This window comes from Streptomyces sp. NBC_00212, from assembly GCF_045206365.1.
Lineage (GTDB): Bacteria > Actinomycetota > Actinomycetes > Streptomycetales > Streptomycetaceae > Streptomyces.
Genome location: NZ_CP108115.1, coordinates 370,612 through 389,124 on the forward strand (window position 1 = coordinate 370,612; position 18,513 = coordinate 389,124).

The 18,513-nt window shown below is 70.8% G+C and carries 16 protein-coding genes, 1 tRNA gene and 3 pseudogenes; 7 read left to right on the forward strand and 13 right to left on the reverse strand.

Going from position 1 to position 18,513, the window contains the following annotated elements:
• The first annotated feature begins 115 nt into the window (after positions 1–115).
• Positions 116–2,974, forward strand: coding sequence for a BTAD domain-containing putative transcriptional regulator (locus OHA17_RS02075; protein WP_406503476.1), 2,859 nt, complete (start codon positions 116–118; stop codon positions 2,972–2,974).
• A gap of 230 nt (positions 2,975–3,204) precedes the next feature.
• Here OHA17_RS02075 and OHA17_RS02080 read toward each other — a convergent pair whose 3' ends face one another.
• The 11 genes and pseudogenes from OHA17_RS02080 to OHA17_RS02130 all read right to left on the reverse strand — a co-directional run bounded on the left by OHA17_RS02080 (position 3,205) and on the right by OHA17_RS02130 (position 10,327).
• Complete coding sequence (locus tag OHA17_RS02080; protein WP_406503477.1) at positions 3,205–3,627, reverse strand: hypothetical protein; 423 nt, start codon at positions 3,625–3,627, stop codon at positions 3,205–3,207.
• A 173-nt stretch (positions 3,628–3,800) separates the two neighbouring features.
• Positions 3,801–4,064: an acyltransferase domain-containing protein gene (locus OHA17_RS02085; protein WP_406510614.1), complete on the reverse strand. Its 264-nt coding sequence runs from the start codon at positions 4,062–4,064 to the stop codon at positions 3,801–3,803.
• An 18-nt stretch (positions 4,065–4,082) separates the two neighbouring features.
• Positions 4,083–4,459: pseudogene (locus OHA17_RS02090) on the reverse strand (beta-ketoacyl synthase N-terminal-like domain-containing protein); the annotation flags it as partial.
• Positions 4,460–4,552: 93 nt separating this feature from the next.
• On the reverse strand, positions 4,553–4,822 hold the full coding sequence (locus OHA17_RS02095) for an acyl carrier protein (protein ID WP_406503478.1): 270 nt from the start codon (positions 4,820–4,822) through the stop codon (positions 4,553–4,555).
• A 137-nt stretch (positions 4,823–4,959) separates the two neighbouring features.
• Positions 4,960–5,526: pseudogene (locus OHA17_RS02100) on the reverse strand (4'-phosphopantetheinyl transferase); the annotation flags it as partial.
• A 61-nt stretch (positions 5,527–5,587) separates the two neighbouring features.
• A pseudogene (locus OHA17_RS02105) lies at positions 5,588–5,682 on the reverse strand.
• 198 nt (positions 5,683–5,880) lie between these two features.
• Positions 5,881–6,222 (reverse strand): hypothetical protein, encoded by a 342-nt coding sequence (locus OHA17_RS02110; RefSeq protein WP_053727985.1) that lies wholly within the window; start codon positions 6,220–6,222, stop codon positions 5,881–5,883.
• Positions 6,223–6,495: 273 nt separating this feature from the next.
• Positions 6,496–6,569, reverse strand: a tRNA-Met gene (locus tag OHA17_RS02115).
• Between the two features lie 153 nt (positions 6,570–6,722).
• Positions 6,723–8,234, reverse strand: coding sequence for a DUF2207 family protein (locus tag OHA17_RS02120; protein ID WP_406503480.1), 1,512 nt, complete (start codon positions 8,232–8,234; stop codon positions 6,723–6,725).
• Complete coding sequence (locus tag OHA17_RS02125) at positions 8,231–8,827, reverse strand: LemA family protein (RefSeq protein ID WP_406503482.1); 597 nt, start codon at positions 8,825–8,827, stop codon at positions 8,231–8,233. Before OHA17_RS02125 ends, OHA17_RS02120 begins: the two co-directional genes overlap by 4 nt.
• Positions 8,828–8,938: 111 nt before the next feature.
• Positions 8,939–10,327, reverse strand: a complete 1,389-nt coding sequence (locus OHA17_RS02130; RefSeq protein WP_406503484.1) for a M1 family metallopeptidase — start codon at positions 10,325–10,327, stop codon at positions 8,939–8,941.
• A gap of 122 nt (positions 10,328–10,449) precedes the next feature.
• Here OHA17_RS02130 and OHA17_RS02135 point away from each other — a divergent pair, with 122 nt between their 5' ends.
• Positions 10,450–10,974, forward strand: a complete 525-nt coding sequence (locus OHA17_RS02135; protein ID WP_406503486.1) for a hypothetical protein — start codon at positions 10,450–10,452, stop codon at positions 10,972–10,974.
• Positions 10,975–11,303: 329 nt separating this feature from the next.
• Positions 11,304–11,807, forward strand: coding sequence for a GNAT family N-acetyltransferase (locus OHA17_RS02140; protein WP_406503488.1), 504 nt, complete (start codon positions 11,304–11,306; stop codon positions 11,805–11,807).
• Between the two features lie 73 nt (positions 11,808–11,880).
• Here OHA17_RS02140 and OHA17_RS02145 read toward each other — a convergent pair whose 3' ends face one another.
• The gene (locus OHA17_RS02145; RefSeq protein ID WP_406503490.1) at positions 11,881–12,285 is read right to left on the reverse strand and encodes a hypothetical protein; all 405 of its coding nucleotides are present in this window, start codon (positions 12,283–12,285) and stop codon (positions 11,881–11,883) included.
• Positions 12,257–12,487 (reverse strand): helix-turn-helix transcriptional regulator, encoded by a 231-nt coding sequence (locus OHA17_RS02150; RefSeq protein WP_406503492.1) that lies wholly within the window; start codon positions 12,485–12,487, stop codon positions 12,257–12,259. Before OHA17_RS02150 ends, OHA17_RS02145 begins: the two co-directional genes overlap by 29 nt.
• Positions 12,488–12,933: 446 nt before the next feature.
• Between OHA17_RS02150 and OHA17_RS02155 the strand changes: the two genes are divergently transcribed.
• The 4 genes from OHA17_RS02155 to OHA17_RS02170 are packed head-to-tail and all read left to right on the forward strand — an operon-like array spanning position 12,934 to position 18,495.
• Positions 12,934–13,380, forward strand: a complete 447-nt coding sequence (locus OHA17_RS02155; RefSeq protein WP_406503494.1) for a hypothetical protein — start codon at positions 12,934–12,936, stop codon at positions 13,378–13,380.
• A gap of 27 nt (positions 13,381–13,407) precedes the next feature.
• Positions 13,408–15,435, forward strand: a complete 2,028-nt coding sequence (locus OHA17_RS02160) for an Hsp70 family protein (protein WP_406503495.1) — start codon at positions 13,408–13,410, stop codon at positions 15,433–15,435.
• Positions 15,416–16,918, forward strand: a complete 1,503-nt coding sequence (locus tag OHA17_RS02165; protein WP_406503497.1) for a hypothetical protein — start codon at positions 15,416–15,418, stop codon at positions 16,916–16,918. Before OHA17_RS02160 ends, OHA17_RS02165 begins: the two co-directional genes overlap by 20 nt.
• The gene (locus OHA17_RS02170) at positions 16,915–18,495 is read left to right on the forward strand and encodes a hypothetical protein (RefSeq protein WP_406503498.1); all 1,581 of its coding nucleotides are present in this window, start codon (positions 16,915–16,917) and stop codon (positions 18,493–18,495) included. The genes OHA17_RS02165 and OHA17_RS02170 overlap by 4 nt, the downstream gene beginning before the upstream one ends.
• The last annotated feature ends 18 nt before the right edge of the window (positions 18,496–18,513 follow it).

The window sequence follows — 18,513 nt, forward strand, 5'->3', positions numbered from 1 at the left end:
GATTCGGCGCCGATCGTCGAGTGCCAGGGGGAATATGAGATACGGCGTGCTGGGGCCGTTACACGCCCAGATCAGCGGACGCGAGGTCCGGTTAGACGGACCGCGGCAAGCCAAGATGCTGGCCGCGCTTCTGATCGACGTGAACAACATCGTCGCCATGGAACGGCTCGTCGCCGTGATGTGGGACGGGAAAGCACCCGCCACTGCCGTCCGCCAGGTCCAGGACGCCGTCTCCGGGCTGCGCCGCAACCTCGCCGCGTGTGGAGCACCCGGCTCCCTGATCAGCACCCGGCGCGGCGGCTACCAGATCCACCTGGCCCCGGACCAGCTCGACCTGCTGGAGTTCGACCACGCGCGCAGCCTCGCCGAACGGCACAATGCCCCGTCCGATACGGCTGTCGCGCTGCGGCGGGCGCTGGCGTGCTGGCGCGGCACCGCTCTGGTCGACATCTCCAGCCGGGTCCTGGAGCTCGATGCGGCACGGCTGAACGAGAAGCGCGCGGACACGCACAAACAGTGCCTGGGCATCGAACTCGACCTGGGGCGTCATCGTGAGGTCATCGAGGAGCTGACCGCCCTGCTCCGCGACTCCCCCTACGACGAGCAAGTCGCCGAACACTTGATGGTCGCCCTCTACCGGTGCCGGCGCCAAGGCGAGGCACTGCAGGTGTACGAGCGGCTGCGCCGGACACTGGCCGACGAACTCGGCGTCGATCCCACCCCGCCGATCCAGGCACTGCATCAGCGCATCCTGACCGCCGATCCCTCTTTGGCGGCTCCGGTCCCGGCGAGCGGTTCCTCGGACAACCCACCGGAAAGTCCCGACGCGCCAGCCACCGGACCGGCCACATCGATGGCGATGCCGGTGCGTCAACTACCGCTCGACGTCCCCGACTTCGTGGGCCGGGCGGAGGCGCTGGCCGAGGTCGCCGCGCTGCTCGACGGGCCGGCGCCGAACCGGGCCCGGGTGGCCGTCATCGTGGGCGGTCCCGGTGTCGGCAAGTCCTGCCTGGTGACCCACGCCGCGCGGCTGGCGAGCGCCACCTTCCCCGACGGCCAGCTCTACCTCAACCTCGCCGCCACATCGGACGAGCCCCGGGACCCGGGGCTGATGCTGGCCGAGGCGCTGCGCGCACTCTCGATCGCCGGCAGCGCGATCCCGAGCGGCCTGTCCGAGCGGGCCGCGCTCTACCGCTCGTTGCTGGCGGACCGCCGCATGCTGGTGGTGCTGGACGACGCCGGTCACGCCGACCAGGTGGTTCCGTTGCTGCCCGGAGCCGACGGATGCGCCGTATTGATCACCAGCCGCACCCTGCTGACGCAACTTCCCGGTGCTCGGCACATCGACCTGGACGTGCTGAGCCCGGCCGAGGCACGGGAGTTGTTCACCGGAATTGTCGGGCGGCCGCGGGTCGAGCGGGAATCCGCGGAAGCCGACGCGATCCTCGACTGCTGCGGCAACCTGCCGCTGGCCATCCGGATCGCCAGCGCCAAGCTCACCGGCCGCCCGGCCTGGTCGCTGCGGGTGCTGCGGGAACGGATCGAGGACGAGTCCCGGCGGCTGGCCGAGCTGAGGATCGGGGACCTCAGCGTGCGAGCCAGCGTCGAACTGAGCCTGCGGCTGCTGCCGGCCGACGCGGTGCGCGCGCTGAGCCTGCTGGGCCTGCTCGGCGCCTACACCCTGCCCGGCTGGGTGGTCGGCCCGCTGCTGGACCGCGCGGACGCCGAGGAGGTCCTTGACACCCTCGTCGATGCCAGCCTCGTGCGCCTGACCTCCACCGACGCCACCGGTCAGCCGCGCTACCGCCTGCACGACCTGATCAGGACCTGTGCTGTGGAAATCGCCGCCCCGCTGCCGGCGACGGAAAAGCGGGACGCGATCATCCGTGTGCTGTCCACCTGGCTCGATCTGGCCGGGCGCGGGACCGAGCGGCTGCCGGCCGGGCTGCTGACTGCCGCGCCCGGTTCGGCGCCACGCCGGTCGCTGCCCGACGCGGTCGTGGACCGGATGATGGCCGACCCGGTCAGCTGGTTCGACGCGGAACGCGACAACCTGCTCGGCGCGGTGAAACTGGCCGTGGACTGGGGACTGGACGAGTTGGCCTGGGAGCTGGCGGCCGGCCCGGTCACCTACTACGACCACCTGTGCCTGTATCAGGACTGGGAGCACGGGCACCGGCTCGCGTTGGACGCGGCCGAGGCCACCGGCAACGTACGCGGCGCATCGGTGCTGCTGCGCGGTCTTGGCCAGCTGCACATCTACCGGGACGAGTTCGACGGCGCGACCCATGCCCTGGAGTCCTCCGTCGGGCGGTGCCAGGACGGCGGGGACAAACGCGGCGAGGCGTTGTCGGTGGCGATGCTGGGCACGGTCAGCCGGGTGCAGGGCCATTACGACGAAGCCGTCGAGCGTGTCGAGCAGGCGCTGGCCATCGCGGTCGCTGAGGGCGATCGGCACCTCGAAGCGCAACTGTCCTGTGCGATGGCCGTGATGCGGCTCATGCAGGACGAACTGGACGAGGCGGAGTCCTGGTTCGACGGAGCCCTGCGCCAGGCCAGGGCGCTCGACGACGGACATCGAGTGGCGGTCGTGCTGCGGCGGTTCAGCCGGCTGCACGATCGGCGTGGTGATCCGGACGAGGCGCTGCGCTGCCTGTGGCAGGCGTTGGCCACCTTCGAGGAGTTGGCCGACGAGCGGTGTGCCGCGTACACCCTGCTGGAAGTTGGCCGCGTGTACGCCGGTCAGCACGACCGGGCCCGGGCGACCCCGGCGTTGGAGCGCGCGGCGGACCTGTTCCACCGGCACGGCGACCGCCAGGATGAGGCCGCGTGCTGGCAGCTGATCGGCGACCTGGACGCCGCCGCCGGCCTCCACGACCTGGCGCGCCGACACCGCGATCGGGCGCTGCGGCTGTGGCAGACGATCGGCGACACGCACCTGACAAAGGCTCCAACACCACCATCGTCGCCGTGACCCTGCTGACGAGGTGGGTGCCGAAAAACAACGTCCATATGAGGTCGAGCGGCGCGATCCTGGCGAGCCGACGGTCCGGTCCCGCTTCCGGCACGGGGTCGAAGGTGCACGCCGCCCACGACGCACGTCGCCGAGTCGCCCGGTGACACACCCGTGAGACCGCCACACAGGTGGCGGTCTCACTCATGCCGATCCGGTTCAGACCTACGTCTCCCTGGCTCTCGGCGCGCTTAGTGGACGTGCACCGTCACCACGTCAGAGGCGTGCAGGCGCACGGGCTTCTGGTCGTGCGTGCTGGTCAAGCCATACAGCACCGCCCGGAATTGCAGGTTGCCGCGCCGCGCGGACGTGCCCTGTGCGGTAACCCGCGCATCGCCCTTGACCGCAGCGCTGCACGTCTCCTGATGCCACCCCTCGCCGAACCCGTTCTCCTCCAGGCACAGCTGGTGCAGGTAGCCGGCGCTGTCGTCGCCTCCGTGCGCCTTGACCGTGATGGTCTTGCCGATCTGAGCGGTGTGCGGCGCTGCGATGTCCACAGCACCTTTAGCGAACGCCGGCGCCGTGGCCAGAGCCACCGAGGCAAGACCCAGCACACCCATCACAGCCACCCGGCTGCCCCTCGACTTCCGCCCGGTCTTCTTCGTCCTGGTCATGGACTTCCTTTCCATTGATCTCCCCCACATGGTGAGACCCCACCCCTTCGCGAAAGCGCCCTGCGCGCCTTGCCGACTACCCAGATGAACCGGCCGCTCCGTCCGTTGCACCCCACCCGCTCCGTTACAGAGCCACGACAAATCCCGCCCGGAGTAACGCTTCTGACTAATAGTCAGCAAATGGCCCACCTGGAACCGGCCTGCGGGTACACGGGCTGGGAAGCTCCGCGAGGCCCTGCGCCGCTCCGAGGGCCTTTCCGGGGCTCACTCTCCAGACCGGGCGCTCCTCCCCACAGGACGTCGGGCAGCGACCAGTCGACGTATCCCTCCAGCGCGGCCGCACACTCGTCGATCACCGCAGTGAACTCAGCGCTTTCGCAAATGAGTTGGCGTCCCATGCCGGCCCACTGCGCGCCCTGTCCGGGAAAGACGAACACCGGACGGCGTCCCGCCTGGCCCGGCGAACACCCGGTAAGTGATCCGCGCAGGGCCGCCGGTTTGATGCCGGCGCGCTCCAGGGCGTCCCAGGAGATCTCAAGGAGCAAGGCGCTGCTGGGGGGCCATGGCCAGGGCTTCGCGGGGGGATATCCCGAAGAACGCCGGGTCGAGGTCCCCCGCCCCATGCAGAAAGCCGCCGCGCGTGGTGTAGGTCTTCCCCCGCCTGCCGGGGCGCCGCGTCGTAGAGCGCGTCCAGGTCCCAGCCGCGGTCGGCCGGCATGTCGGTGGTGGCGTCCCTGCCCTCGGTGAGCAGCTTCCACAGCGCTTCGGGGGAATCGGCGCCGCCGGGGAACCGGCTGCCCATCGACACGATGGCGATCGCCTCGCCTGCTGCGCCGGGCGAGTCCTTCGGCGGTTCTGAGTCGCTGATTTCTGTGCGGGGCGTTACGTCTCTCTTCGCGCGACGGCGCTGTCGTCTTCCGGTCGCTCAGCCGCAGGCGTTGATGGCGGCGACCCGCTGCGCCACCGGCTCCCGGTCGGTGAATTCCCGGGCCAACTCAGCCAGTTCGCGCAGCGTTGTGGCCGACTTGAGGGCGTCGTCGTCCACCGGAATTCCGCTTTCCTGTTCCAGGATGAGCGCGAGTTCCACCAGGGCCGGGAAGTCGATGCCGATATCGGTGAGGAGGGCGTCCGGGGTGAACTGATCGCCGGGCACGGTGAATTGAGTGGCGGAGAATTCCTTGATGGTTTCGTACACGGGATGTCCTTTGTGGTAAGCGGATCCCTGGCCGAGGAAATGCGGTCAGGTGGCGGGCCGGGGATCGGCGACTTTGCAGTCCGGCCAGGTGAGCGTCGCGGATCCCCAGGTGAGGCCCTGCCGAACGCGGAGCCGGCCGCGCCGAAGGCGAGGTGAACGTCCTCGAACTCGGGCCGCTGCCCGATAACGGGACACCAGGCCTTGTAAACGGCCTCCTTCATGCTGAAGAGCAGCCGGTCCCAGGCGACTTGGGGGACGGTGTCGATCAGCCTCTCCACCAGCCGCAGCTCGTCGGGCAGCGCGATCGAGTCCAGTACGCCTTCAGGGAGCGGGGTGTTGGGCTCCGCGTCGATGCCCAGCATCTCGACGCGGGAGGTGCGGGCTACGGCCGCGGCGCGGTAGCCGGCACAGTGGGTGATGCTGCCGAGCACTCCGTCCGGCCAGCGGGGTGCGCCGTGCCGACCAGGAAGGATTGGCGCGGGCGGATGCCCCAGCCCCGCCTGCGCGCGCCGGGCGCACCAGCGTGCGGTGGTGAACTCGCGCCGTCTGGCCTCGGTCGTGTTCTCGACGGGCTCGGCCTCCGCGGGGAACACGCTGACGTCCGGCGGGTCGCCGAGCGACTCCACTCCGGTACGACGACGCCCGGCAGAATTCAGTTCGAGCGCGCTCAACTCCACGAGATGGAAGCCGAGTTGGAGATTCACGTCCCGGCGCGCGCGGCGGGAGGCGGCTTCGCGCGGGAGTGCTCGCTGTCAGGCTGAGCCATGGCGGAGAGGGCAGGATTCGAACCTGCGTGGACCCCAAAGGATCCGACCTCGGCGATGCTCCGGTCCCCGATCAACCACTCCGGGCACCTCTCCTTGTTCCCGGCTCCGGTCTCCCGCGCCGTTCACAACACCTACGATGCCAGACCTGCCTGACTCATCCCTGACATCTGGCTGATCCCGCCGCCCGGCCCTCGGTCGCAAGCTCAACTACCCCGCGCTCGACGGAGCATGGACCGGGTGCTCGGTGAGTCCCGGTGCCCAGCCAGTGGCTCGGCACCGGGACCGCCCGTCTTACTTCTGGAAGGCGGCGTTGTTGCAACCCATGCTGGAGCCGAGGTGGCTCTGCTGCGCACCCGCGTTGCCCTCGCCGTTGAGCGCGCCCCCGAGCACACCGTTGAGGAGGCCGACGGAACCGAGGACGTCGATGTTCAGGTCGTGCGAGCGGCACTGGGTGGCCTGGGAGACGCTGAACATGTCACCCTTCCCGCCTGCCTTTCCGCCGTCCTCCCCGTTGCCGAAGAAGGAGTTCGTCCCGCCCCGGCTCCCACCATGGGCGTTTGCGGTGCCTACGCCGAGGAGGCCGACGCTGCCCAGTACGGCGATTACCACGGCGGCCTTGCGAAGCTTGCGCAATTTCATCTCCGATAGGTCGAACGGAAGCGATCAGAAGTTGATCGACTTCGTACGACCATGGAAGTTAGTGCGAAATATGTCCCAACTCATCCGTGACACGCCGAATTTCACGACTGCCGCGACCTAATGGCTGGTTGTCCGGCAAATGGCCTCCGAGGCGGCTCGGGCGTCCGGCTGCCGCCAGAAGGGATCGTCGGTACCGGAGGACCTCGCCCTCGGGCAGCTCCGATGCAAAAAGGCCCGGATCCAAACGGATCCGGGCCTCTTCGGCAGTAGCGGGGACAGGATTTGAACCTGCGACCTCTGGGTTATGAGCCCAGCGAGCTACCGAGCTGCTCCACCCCGCGTCGGTGAACACCACCCTACGCCACCTGCGGCGAAGCCCTGACCACTCGGGCCCGCTCCACCCTCTCTGACGCGACAGCGCCCCGGCCCAGGGCGGGTTGGACCGGGGGCCACGGCTCGCCCCGCTACCGTCGGCGAGGCGTCAGCGTCTTTGATCAGCTGGTGACGACGGCCGACGAGCGCACCGAGCGCGTAGCCGGTGACACCGCGAGGCGTACCACGCTGCCCGGGGCGAGAGCCGGTGCCCCGGGCGGCAGGGCCCAGGCGGTGGTTCGGTCCCCGTCGCCCGTGTCCAGCGCGAGGAAGCGCGGCGCCTGTTCACGCCGGCGCGGCTCCATGCGCAGCACCTCTCCGGTCACGGCCCGCGGGGCGCGGCGCTCCAGTACGGCGAGGGTCAGGTAGTACACGGTCAGCGCGCCGAAGCAGGCCACCGCCACGGTCTCGGCCACCAGCGGCTCCCCCATGGCTTGGTCGAGCCAGTCGTGGGAGTCGGCGAAGTTGCCGGGCATCATCGCGAGGAACGCGACGAGCAGCGTCCAGCGGCTGAAGCGCCCCGCGACGGCAACACCCAGCAGAGCAACGCCCACCCATCCGGCACTCAGGACCAGCCCGGGGCGCCGCAGGGAATGGGTCGTGTCCACACCACCGGTGACGGCCCAGTCCGGCTGCCGCAGCAGCGCGAACAGACACAGGCCCACGGCCACCACGCCTGCGGCGCAGGCCAGTTGCAGCAGCCGGGGCGCGGTGGCCCCGAAACCGGGGCGCAGCCGAGGGTAACGGATCCGCACCGGCCGCCAGGTCCCGCCGTACGCGGACCAGACCCGGCGCTTGTCACCCGCGTCGAAGCCCAACAGGCGACCAGCCCGGCTGGTGACGCCGAGCGCGGTCCCGAAGCCGAGGTAGCGGTCCCACACCGTGACGGCCGCGGGCGGCAACTGGGCGAACTCCTCGTGCGCGTGCAGCCAGGCGGTGACTCCCGCCCAGTGCCCCGCCCGTTCGAGGCCGCGCGGGGTGGCCCGCTCACCGAGCACCCGGGCCAGCAGCCACATCAGGGCGACCGCTGGTGCGGCCCCGATCAGTACGGCGCCGCGGATCCCGTGTCCACCGGAGACGACGGCCACCGCGAACAGCACTCCGGGGGCGAAGGCGGTCACGTACAACGCGCTGGCGAGCAGCGGTGCGAACCGGGCGCGGGACAGCTCGCGCTGCCGCGCCTCCGCGACGATCTCCTGGCGCAGCGCGCTGTTCCAGGATTTCGCGCGCTCTTCGGCGCGGAAGGCGATGGCCCCGATCGGGGCGCCCGCGTCCCCGGCCCGCTCGACGACCCGGTCCAGGACGCGCCGCTCGTACGGCATGAGAGGTCCGGCGTCCTTGCCGGTGACGTGCACGGTGCTGCGTGCCGGGTCGTCGTCGGGCTGCCGCACCTCGATGAGGCCGCGGGCCGCGAGGTCCAGGAGGGTGGCCGCGGCAGCACGGTCGACGGACCGCCACCGGTTCGCCAGCAGCGCCACGACGGCCGGGGGCTCCGGGTCCGGCCCGAACTCCTGCGTGGCAGGGCCGGTTTCCACGGTGCCGTTGCGCGTGGCCGCCAGGGCCAGCCCGAACACCGCGAGCCACACACCGATCAGGGCGGCGCCGCCCCAGTACATCTGCGCTTCGAACGTCACGCGAATCTCACCTGCACCGCGTCCTGCGGCGCCGCGCCTGCCTCGAAGTAGTCCCTGCGCGCGTGCGCGCCGCCCAGGCCGGCCAGGATGTTGCCCGGGAAGCTCTCCAGAGCGCTGTGGTAGCTCTGTACTGCGCTGTTGTAGAACTGCCGCGCGTAGGCGATCTTGTCTTCGGCGGTGGTCAGTTCGTCCTGCAGCGTGGCGAAGTGCCGGTCGGCCTTCAGCTGCGGGTAGCTCTCGCCCAGCGCGATCAGCCTGCCGAGGGACGCGGTCAGCGCGTCCTCCGCGGCCGCCTTGTCCATGACCCCGAGGCCGCCGTCGACCGCGGCCCCGCGTGCGGCGACGACGGCTTCGAGCGTGGCCCGCTCGTGCGCGGCATAGCCGCGCGCGCCCTCGACCAGATTCGGGATCAGCTCATGCCGCCGCTTCAGCTGGACGTCGATCTGCGCCCAGGACGCCTGCGTCTGGTTGCGCAACCGGACCAGCCGGTTGTAGGTACGCACCAGCCACCAGGCCAGCCCGACGATCAATACGGCGATGATTGCGCCCACGATGACACCCACGGTGTCGCCCCCAAAAAAGAAAGAATCCATGAATCGGTCCCCCGGCCGAACTCGGAGATCCTAATCCCCCGCGAGCGACTGCGTCGCCGGGAACAAGGCGAGGTCACGGGGCGTGGGACGGCCTGCGCATGGCGGGCCGGGTCAGCTGTCCTGCGCCCGGATCCGGTGCTCCGCCCAGAACTGCGTCAGGTCACGGCCGGACGCCGCCTGCGCGGCTCGCATGAAGGCGGCGTTGGTCGAGACGCCGTACCAGTGGTCGCAGGCGTACCGCCGCAGCGTCCGCTCCATCGCCGGGCTGCCGAGTTCGCGCTCCAGGTCGTGCAGCGCGCACGAGCCCGCCCGGTAGACGACGGCGGTCCAGCCGTTGTTGCCCGGTGGACGGGCCCAAAAGCCCATCGTGGAGGTGATCGCGGCGTCGGGGCGCGGCCAGTACACATCGGCCCAGCAGCCTTCCCCGTTCTCGCCGTAGAAGAGGTCCTGCGCGTACGTGGCGAACGCCTCGTCCAGCCAGGGCGAGGTGTATTCGTCGTTGCCGACGATCCCGTACCACCACTGGTGGGCGATCTCGTGGACCACGGCACTGTCGTCCGGCCCCGCCCACACCAGCATGAAGCCCGGGTACTCCATGCTCCCGAACGTGAAGTCCGGGCTCAGGACGATGTCCAGCTCACCGTACGGGTAACGGCCGAAGCGCTCCCCGAACGTGTCCACGGCTCGGGCGCCCTCGTTCCGGGCGAGTGTGACCCCGCCCGCGTCGGTGTCCGCGGTCCAGTACGCCCGTAGGGTCACGCCGCCCGGGCTGGTGGCGGTGGCCGTGTGGAACGGGCCGGCCGCCCAGGCGAAGTCCCGTACGTGGTGCGCGGTGGAGACCGTGACGGAGCGCCCCGCGGCACCCGGGCGGGTCGTCGTCGTGCCGGTCGCCGGTACGGAGAGTTCCGACGGGTGGTCCAGGACGACCCGGAAGTCCGCGGCGAGGGTGAAGTAGCTCTCCCCGAAGCCCACATCGGGAGCCAGCTGCCAGCCGGCCTCGTCGCGTACGGACAGGACGGGAAGCGCGTTGCCGAGATAGCGGTACGCGCCGCCGCGGCCGAACCGTGCCATGCGGTCCGGCACGGTGAGTGACACGTCGAAGGACACGGACGTCCGGGCGCCCGGAGCGAGCGGGTGCGTCAGGCCGATGCGCAGCGCGGTGCAGTTCACGGAGGGGGCGTCGGCGGTCCCGCCCTCGAACCGGGAGACGCGGACCGGCGACGGCGAGCCGGGACCGCCGCAACCGTCGGCGCCGTTGCCCCACAGTCGTACGTACACCTCGCGCAATGCCGGGCCCGTGCCGGTGTGCGTGAACGAAATCCGCTCCCGCCCGGTCCAGTTCGTGCCCGTGGCGTCGGAGCGCAACGCCACGTCGTAGCCGATTCGGTCGGGGGTGCGCGAGGTCCCCTCGGCGCCATGAGCGGTCGGGACGCCGAGGAGGGTGGTGGCGATGAGAGCGAGGAGTTCAACCAACCACAGACGCCGACGAGTTGAAGTCATGAGCGCGAGGCTAGAGAGGGGCGTGGGCGGACGCGACCCCTCCGACGAAGGCCGCCGCCCATGCGAGCCGGAGCGCTCCACGGAAGCGCTCCACGGGCTGGTGGATCCGCACGTCGGCAGTCGTGTCGAGCCCGATCGGCGCCCTCCGGTTCGGGCTGACACCTCGGATGGAAGCAGCCGACGCGGCCGATGCCTCGTCAGTGGGTGTGACGCGGCAGACGCTCGATGAACTCCGCAGGAGCGATCGGACAGCCCGACCAGGGTTGGTTTCCTCAGCGGAATTTGATCGTTGTCAGGCCATGAAGAAGAGAATGCTGTTCACGGCCCCACTCATCCTCGCGCCCATGCTGGTAACCCCAGCCGCCCACGCCACGGGCGAGGGCGTCCTCACCATCAGTCCGCGAACGCAAAACGTGTGCGTCAACCTCACGCGGGACATCAAGACCATCGATCTTCCCCGTGGCTACCGAGCCAGCATCCATCGGCAGAAGAACTGCAGGGGACACGTCCTCCTCGAATCCACCGATCGCCGGATCACCGGTCTCCCCAGCGGTGCCGCGAGCGTCCACGTCTTCAAGGAATCCTCTGGCATCCGTCTCCCTCTGGTACACAACCTCGTTGGGGATTCGGCCGCAGGCTCGGTCTGAGTACTCACTCGGAAGCCGTCTCGGCCGCATCGCACCCCGGAGACGTGGCGCGCATGAGGACGGCGGCCGATTGAGTTCGGTCAATCCCAGAGAACGTGGGCCAGAACAAGGCCCAGGCCGAGCGCCTTCAGGCGCTGGTACCGGACCAGGCGGGTTGCGATCCGCTCCCCGGGAGGGTGGCCACACCCTTGCCGCCACCGCCACGGCAGCTACCAGCGCCTACGGGCAATCGCGTAGAACCGCCCCGGCCGCGGGTGGCGATACCGAAAAAACCCGCCGATTTGTTTCCCCCTGGCCTCGGCCAGGCCCCGGGGCGGCAGAGTGGTGGTATGACTACGTACGAGACGATGCCGTTCCACCTTGAGACCGAGCGGCTGATCCTGCGGCCCTGGGCCGAGTCGGACGCCGCCGAGTTCTGCGCCCTCCTCGCGGAACGTGGCAAGGGGACCCCCACGGTCGAGCACATCCGGACGTCCATCGCGGAGTTGCTCACCGCGACGGCGACTACGGGGATCGCCCTGTTGCCCATCCAGCGCCGCGACGAAGGCGATTTCATCGGCTACTGCGGGCTGATCATCGGCCGCTCCACCCTGGAGGAGCCGGAGATCGCGTATGAGCTGTTCCAGCGCGCGCATGGACGTGGCTACGCCACTGAGGCGGCCGGCGCGGTGCTCGATGCCGCCATTGCGACCGGGCGGAAGCGGCTCTGGTCGACCGTCGGCACGTGGAACACACCGTCGCTCCGCGTCCTTGAGAAGCTCGGGTTCGAGCGGGATCACGTCTCCACAGAAGAGAACGGTGAAGTGGTCTGGCTCACCCGTTCGTTGCCGTGACGAGAGAGCCCGCCCCCGGGGCTCCTTGCTCATGGGGCATGCTGAGATCGTCCACCACGCCAGTGGCAGTTCCTCAGGTGAGGCGGCGGAAGACGCCGACGAATGCGATGTAGGCGATGGCGGCCGTCCCCACCAGCCAGTAGTACGGATCGCCGCTCCGTCCGGACGCCAGGTCGCCGATGAAGGCGCAGAGGTTCCCCAGGGTCAGCACCACTCCGGTACCCGCCCAGGCCCGCTGGCCGATCAAGGCGAACCGCTCGTCGGGCTCCTCCGTCAAGCCCCGATAGGTCTCGCTTCGGCGCCCCAGCAGGATCAGGGCGAGGCTGCACGCCGCCATGATCCCGAACATCACCAGACCGAGACCCAGGCGCCCCCCGACGGTCGCGGCCACCAGGCAGACGACTCCGATCCCGAGGAAGAACGCGGGAACCGACCGCCTCACTGACTTCCTACTCATCGGCTGGGCTGTCTTCGACATGGAACATCTCCTCAATGCTGACCTCGAAGAACCTGGCCAGGGAAAAGGCGAGCGGCAGGGAAGGCGTGTACCGCTCCGTCTCGATGGCGTTGATCGTCTGCCGCGAGACCCCGAGGGCCGCGCCCAGCTGCCCCTGGGAGAGCCCCTTCGACGCCCGCAGTTTCCTGACCGTGTTTCGCACGCTGTAAAGCGTGCTTGTCATGGCTCGTGATTGTCAAGCCTGCTTTACATGCGCCGGCCAACACACGGTGCGGGTCTGGCTGAATGTGCCCGGCCGCTCGCCACCCTCGCCGGGCTGCACCTCGACCCCTCGCGCGCGACCGCCGCCCCCGCGATCGGTTTCGGCCACATCCGTCTCACGCGCCCCAACTGGCTTGGATCTGAGGCAAGTTGTGTCTCACGCCTCTACAATCGACGGCAACATCACGGCCGTGCGAGGTCATGGCGCGTCAAACGATGTCGGCGAACGACAACTAACAACAAATAGGGGCAGCGCAGAACGCGTCGAGGGCAGCATTGCTGAACTCGGTTCGGGGGTGGGCCGGAGTAAGGGCCGGCCCACGGCGCGCGCTTCGCGTGGCTCGGCGGAGGGCGGGTCGCGGGTACGAGTGCGGGGCGCGTACAGGTACGGGGAACGGGGGCGCAAGGATGTCGGTTGCCGATGCCGGCGGCTGGGAATTGTTCGGGCTGCCCATGGTCGTGCCGCGGGCGACCGAATACGCGCGGCTCGGAGTCGCGCCCGAGGCCACCGCCGAGGAGATCCGCGCGGCCGCCGCCCGCTACGACGCCCAGCTCCAAGCGCGCGGCGCGAGTCAGGACGAGATCGTCGCCGCTCACGCCGTCAGCCTGGAGAGCGCCGAGGCCCGTGCCGCGCACGACGCGCGCTTTCCGCCGCTGCCGCTGCTGCGCCTCGAACCGACCTGGGAGCCCGTCCTCGACGACCGGGACGCCGGGCTCACCGTGCTGCGCCGGGACATCGAGACCTTTCTGACGGCTGCCGGCGAGAGCGTCCACCACCCCATGGACACCACCCGCACCGACTTCACCAGTGACTTCACCCGTACCCACGTGCTCGATGGCTTCGCCGACGAGTGAACAACGAGTGACCCCGGAGGGCCCCGCATGGAAGACCAGCTGCACCGGGTCGTCGGCATCGACCTCGGCACGACCTACTCCGCCGTCTCCGCCTACGACCCCGACGACCTCGCACCCAAGATCCTCGCCGACCCGGAACACGAGGGAGCGGCCGCCGTCGCCACGCCCTCGGTCGTACGGATCGACCCCGCCACCGGTGCGCTGGTCGTCGGCCATGACGCCAAGGACGCCATCAGCCAGGAGGCGGGCGCCGGCGACGCGTTGGTGGAGATCAAACGCGAGATGGGCGCGGTGTTCACCCCCGAGCTGCTCCAGCACTTCGGTGCGAGCGGCAGCTACGCGGTCGGCGACCCGGTACGGGCCAGGCTCGGCACCGAGTGGCTGCGGCCGCAGGAGATCAGCGCCCTGGTGCTGATGCGGATGAAGCGGATCGCCGAACAGGCGCTGGGCACCGACATCCACGACGCGGTCGTCACCGTGCCCGCGTACTTCATGGAGCGGCAGAAGAAGGCCACCGAGGAAGCCGCCCTGCTCGCCGGGCTCTACCCCCGCCAGCTCATCCCCGAGCCCACCGCCGCCGCCATCGCCTACGGGGTCGACCGGGCCGAGTCCGAGCGGCAGATCTACCTGGTCTTCGACCTGGGCGGCGGCACGTTCGACGTGTCGATCATCGAGACCCGGGACGACGAGATCGAGGTCATCGCGACCGCCGGTGACCAGCGTCTCGGCGGTGGCGACTTCGACGACGCGGTCGCCGCGTGGATCGTCGAGAACCTCGGCGAGGCGCTGCCGAAGGACATGGACCGGCTGCGGATCAAGGCCGCCGCCGAGGTCGCCAAGCGCGAACTGTCCCTGCGTTCCACCACCACCCTCGACCTCGGCGGCGCCACCGCTCCCCTGGAGCTCGACCGGGGCGGCTTCGAGGCGCTGATCCAGCCCATCCTCGACCGCTCCCTGCACCAGGTCGACGAGGCGCTGCGCTTCGCCCGGACCGCCAAGGGCGTGGAGCGGGAGCACATCAACGCGGTGCTTCTCGTGGGTGGTTCCACCCGCATCCCCCGGGTCAAGCAGATGCTGCTCGACTACTTCGACCAGGACGAGGGGTTCGTACGCGGCGACGCCAACCCCGACACCCTGGTCGCCCGGGGCGCCGCCATCGTGGCCAACCGGTTCGAGCCGTCGCCCGCGTTCGACCTCGCCACCCGGCCGAACGCCGAGCGGTCCGCGGACGAACAGGACTACACCGTCACCCTGATCACCGAACACACCCTGGGCGTCGGGGTCCAGCAGGGCCGCTTCAACGCGCTGATCCCGCGCGGCACCAAGATCCCGGCCCGCCAGGTGAAGACGTACACCAATCCCGAGCAGGCCCACCGCATCGAGGCGGCGATCTATCAGGGCGAGGGCGAGTACGTCTACGACAACGCTCTGATCGGCACGATCCACCTCGACGAGATCGAGCCGCGCCCCGAGGGCTACCACCAGTTCGAGGTCGAGTTCTCGCTCGACGTGAACGGGCTGCTCGGGGTGCAGGTCACCCACACCAACACTGGGCGCGAGTACCAGGCGACCTTCGACCAGAGCACGACCATCGGCGAGGTCGACGAACTGGCCGAGCGGCGCGCGGTGTTGGCGGGTCTGTACGCCACCGTCCGACCCCGCGGTGCGGCGCCCCAGCGAGGACGGACCGGGGCGGATGCCGCGTCCGGTGCCGGCCCCGGGGCGTTCACCGTCCCCGCGCCCATCGCCCCGCCCACCGCCGCCGCGCCGCTCCCGAGCCCCGTCGCCTCCGTACCGGAGCCCGTACGGAGTCCCGTCCCGGTGCCGGCCCCCGCTCCGGTGCCCGTCGCCGAGACCGACCCCGGCGACGTGCCGGCCGAGTACCGGCGTGTCGTCAAGAAGGCGCTGCGGGCCGCCAAGGACGGGCAGGCGCCGGGCGCGCTCACCGATTCGCTGGGCGCGTTCCTGGAGGGCGTGCGCGCGGGAGCGGACGAGGACACCCTGGACGATCTCGCCGACCGGCTAGAGGACGCATATGACGACAGCCGTCGGTGACCGGACGCGGGTCATCGAGGAGGAGCTGGGCGCCGAGTACGCGGGGGCCGGCTGGTGGGGCTCGCTCTACCGCGCGCCCCGGCGCCGGCGCTGGTACCGGCTGATCCCGGTCGAGGAGGTCAGCGGGGAGCAGCGGGCCGAGCTGCTCGCCTGGCAGACCCGGCCCCGCCGGCCCGACCTGGTGCCCGTGGTGCCTGAAGAGCGCGGAGAACAGCGGCAGTTCGCCAACCGCTGGTTCCAGATCGTCAGCTACGAGACCGACGCCGGGCGCAGTCTGTCCGACGCCCTCGCCGAGCACGAGCCCGCCTACCGGATCGCCTCGGTGGCCGCCGCGCTGCGGGCGTTCCCCGGCTGGCGCGAGGCGATCGGCGCCGGCCTGGTCGCGCTGCCCGCCGACATCGTCCTTGCCGGGCAGCGGCCGCTGCTGCTGCCGCTGCCGGCCTGGGGCGCGCCGTCACTCACAGAGGTGTTCGCCGAGCCGGAGCGGATCGCGCATCTGACGCCCGAAGGGGCTCGCGGCCTGCCGGCCGGGGCCCGCGACCCCGGCCTGCACAGCCTGGGTGTCACGGCGCTGCGCTGCTTCGAGGCCCTGCCGGACGACGGCCCCGAGCGGCTGCTCCAACGGGCCGCCTGCGCCGCCGTGTTCGCCCCGCCGCGGCGCGAGGGCCGGCTGGCGTCCTGGATGCGGCGCGTGGAGCCCGTACGCACGGTCCGTGAGGAGCTGGGCGAGCTCACCGGGCCGCGGGCCGCCGCGCTCGACGACGCGGCGGTGCGTCAGCTGACCGACTCCCTCGACCGGGCGCGCCGCGCGATGGACCCGCTGACGGCGGTGCGGTCGCTGCGCGACGCGGGCGAGGCACGCCGGGCGGTCGGGCTCGCCCACGCGGCCCTCGTCGACCGGCCCGGCTACGCGCTTCTGCTGCTCGCGGCCGAGATCGCCCACCAGGACCTTGGCGAACCCCTGGAGGCGCTGTCGCTCCTTGAGCGCGCGGTGCAGGCGGACCCGGAGCGCACCGAGGCGTACGCGGCGCAGCTGTCCATCATCGGCGGCTGGTCGGCGGTCCAGGTCCGCCTCGCCGGGGCCACCGACGACTCCTATGCCCAGCGGCTCCAGGCGACGGCCCGGGCGGCGTTCGGCCGGCTGCCGCACGAGCTGCGCCGCGAGCACGCGCACGAGATGGCCTCCTGCCTGCTGGGCCAGGGCGAGCTGGCCGAGGCCAACGCCTTCGTGCACCAGTGGCTGCACGACGGGGGCACGCTGATGTGGTGGCGGTTCGACCTGATGCTCGACTACGGCGAGACCTTCCTCGGACTCGGCCGCCTCGACGCCGCGGCCCACATCTCGGAGCAGGTCAGGGCCGGACTGCGGCGCGTGCGGGAGAACGGCCAGATGGACCGGGGCGAGATCCACGAACACGGCATGAGACTCGCGGACTTCGACCTCCGGCTGCACGAGGCACGGGGCGGGAAGGGACTCGCATGACCACGATTCTGCTCTTCGTCGTCCTGCCGGTGCTGTTCCTGACGAGCGTGGCCAGCGCCGGTTACTTCCTCCTCGTCGTGCCGAGCCGCTGGCGGCTGCCGTACGAGGAGTCCCTCGCGCTGCTCGCCAGCGACGACCGCGACGCCCTCGAACGCGCCGACCGGCTGCTCGGGCAGGCCGTCAACGAGGGTCCGCGGGGCCGGGCGCTGAACCGGATCCGCTTCGCGCAGGCCTATGTGCGGGCCATGCTGGGCACCTACGAACCGGCCCGCTACGGCGCCGCCGCGACCGTGCTCGACGAGCTGATCGCCGCCGAAGGACCCACGCCCGACGGCGCCTACCTGGAGCTGTGGGTCCAGGCCCGGCTCGGCAACCACGACCGCGTCACCGATCTGTACGCCGAGCACCACGCCGTCCTCGACGCCCGGCCGCAGAGCCGCCGCATCGCCGCCATCTCGCACCTCCAGCTGGCCACCGCGCACTGGCGGCGCCGTGAGACGGACGGCGCCCTGCACCACTTCGACCGGGTCCGGGAGCTGGGCGAGCTCACCGAGAACATCCCTGCCGAGGTGAACGACCTCCAGCTCGTCAAGGGCGTACAGGCGGTGTTCGACGGGCGCACCGACGACGCACGTGAGGCGTTCGCCGACGCCCGCGCGAGGGCGGTCGAGCGTGAAGTGCCCATGGTTCAGGCCGAGTTGGGGCTCCTCGTCTGCGACTGGGCGGACGGTGACCCCGCGCGGCTCGGCGATCGGCTGGGGCGGCTCGCGGAGCAGGTGGAGCACGGGGACGAGGAGGGCGACCTCGCGAAGGAGGACCGCGCCACGGCGGGGCGGCTGCGTACCGGCATCGCCATCCTGCGGCTCGTCGCGCTCCTGCGGGAGTGGCTGGCCGAGCCCGCGCTGTCCGGGGCGCCGGCGGCGGACGGCTTCGAGGAGTTGCGGCGGCGGGTGGACGCCGTGCGCGAGGCGGACCCCGAGCTCGGTGACGCCGCCCTCGTGGAGGGGCTCGTGCGCTACTACTTCGCGTTGAGTCAGCCCGAGCGCGAACAGGCCCTCGCGACCCTGGACGCCGGCACCGAGCTCGCCAAGGGCATCATGCTGCCCGAGGTGCTCGACCTCATGGAACGCGAGCGCGCGCTCGGCGGGGAGGGGGACGCCCTCTCGCGCTATCTCACCCTGGTCGCGGAGCTCCTCGACGATCCCGACCGCTCCGAGGAGGACCGGGCCCAATTCCGGCGCCTGAAAGCGAAGTTCACCCCGTTCGGCGACCCGGGCGACCTGGAGGAAGGTGCGGCCGTGCACCAGCGGGCCGCGTCCGACGACCACCGGCGCCGCTCCCAGGCGCTCCGCCGGCGGATCGAGCTGATCGTCTACCCGCGCATCCGCGACCTCCCCGACGACGCCCCGGCCAAGCTGGCGCTGCGTGAGCTGCTCGCCGACCTCGACCGCGCCTCCGGGGTGTACGCCGAGGGCGCCGAGATCCTGCACGGCGCCGAGCAGAAGCTCATCACCAGTACCGGAGAGATCCTGCTGCCCGAGGAGCCCGAGGAGATCTATGACCAGGAATCTGCCTAGCCGGCGGTCCGGGGCAAC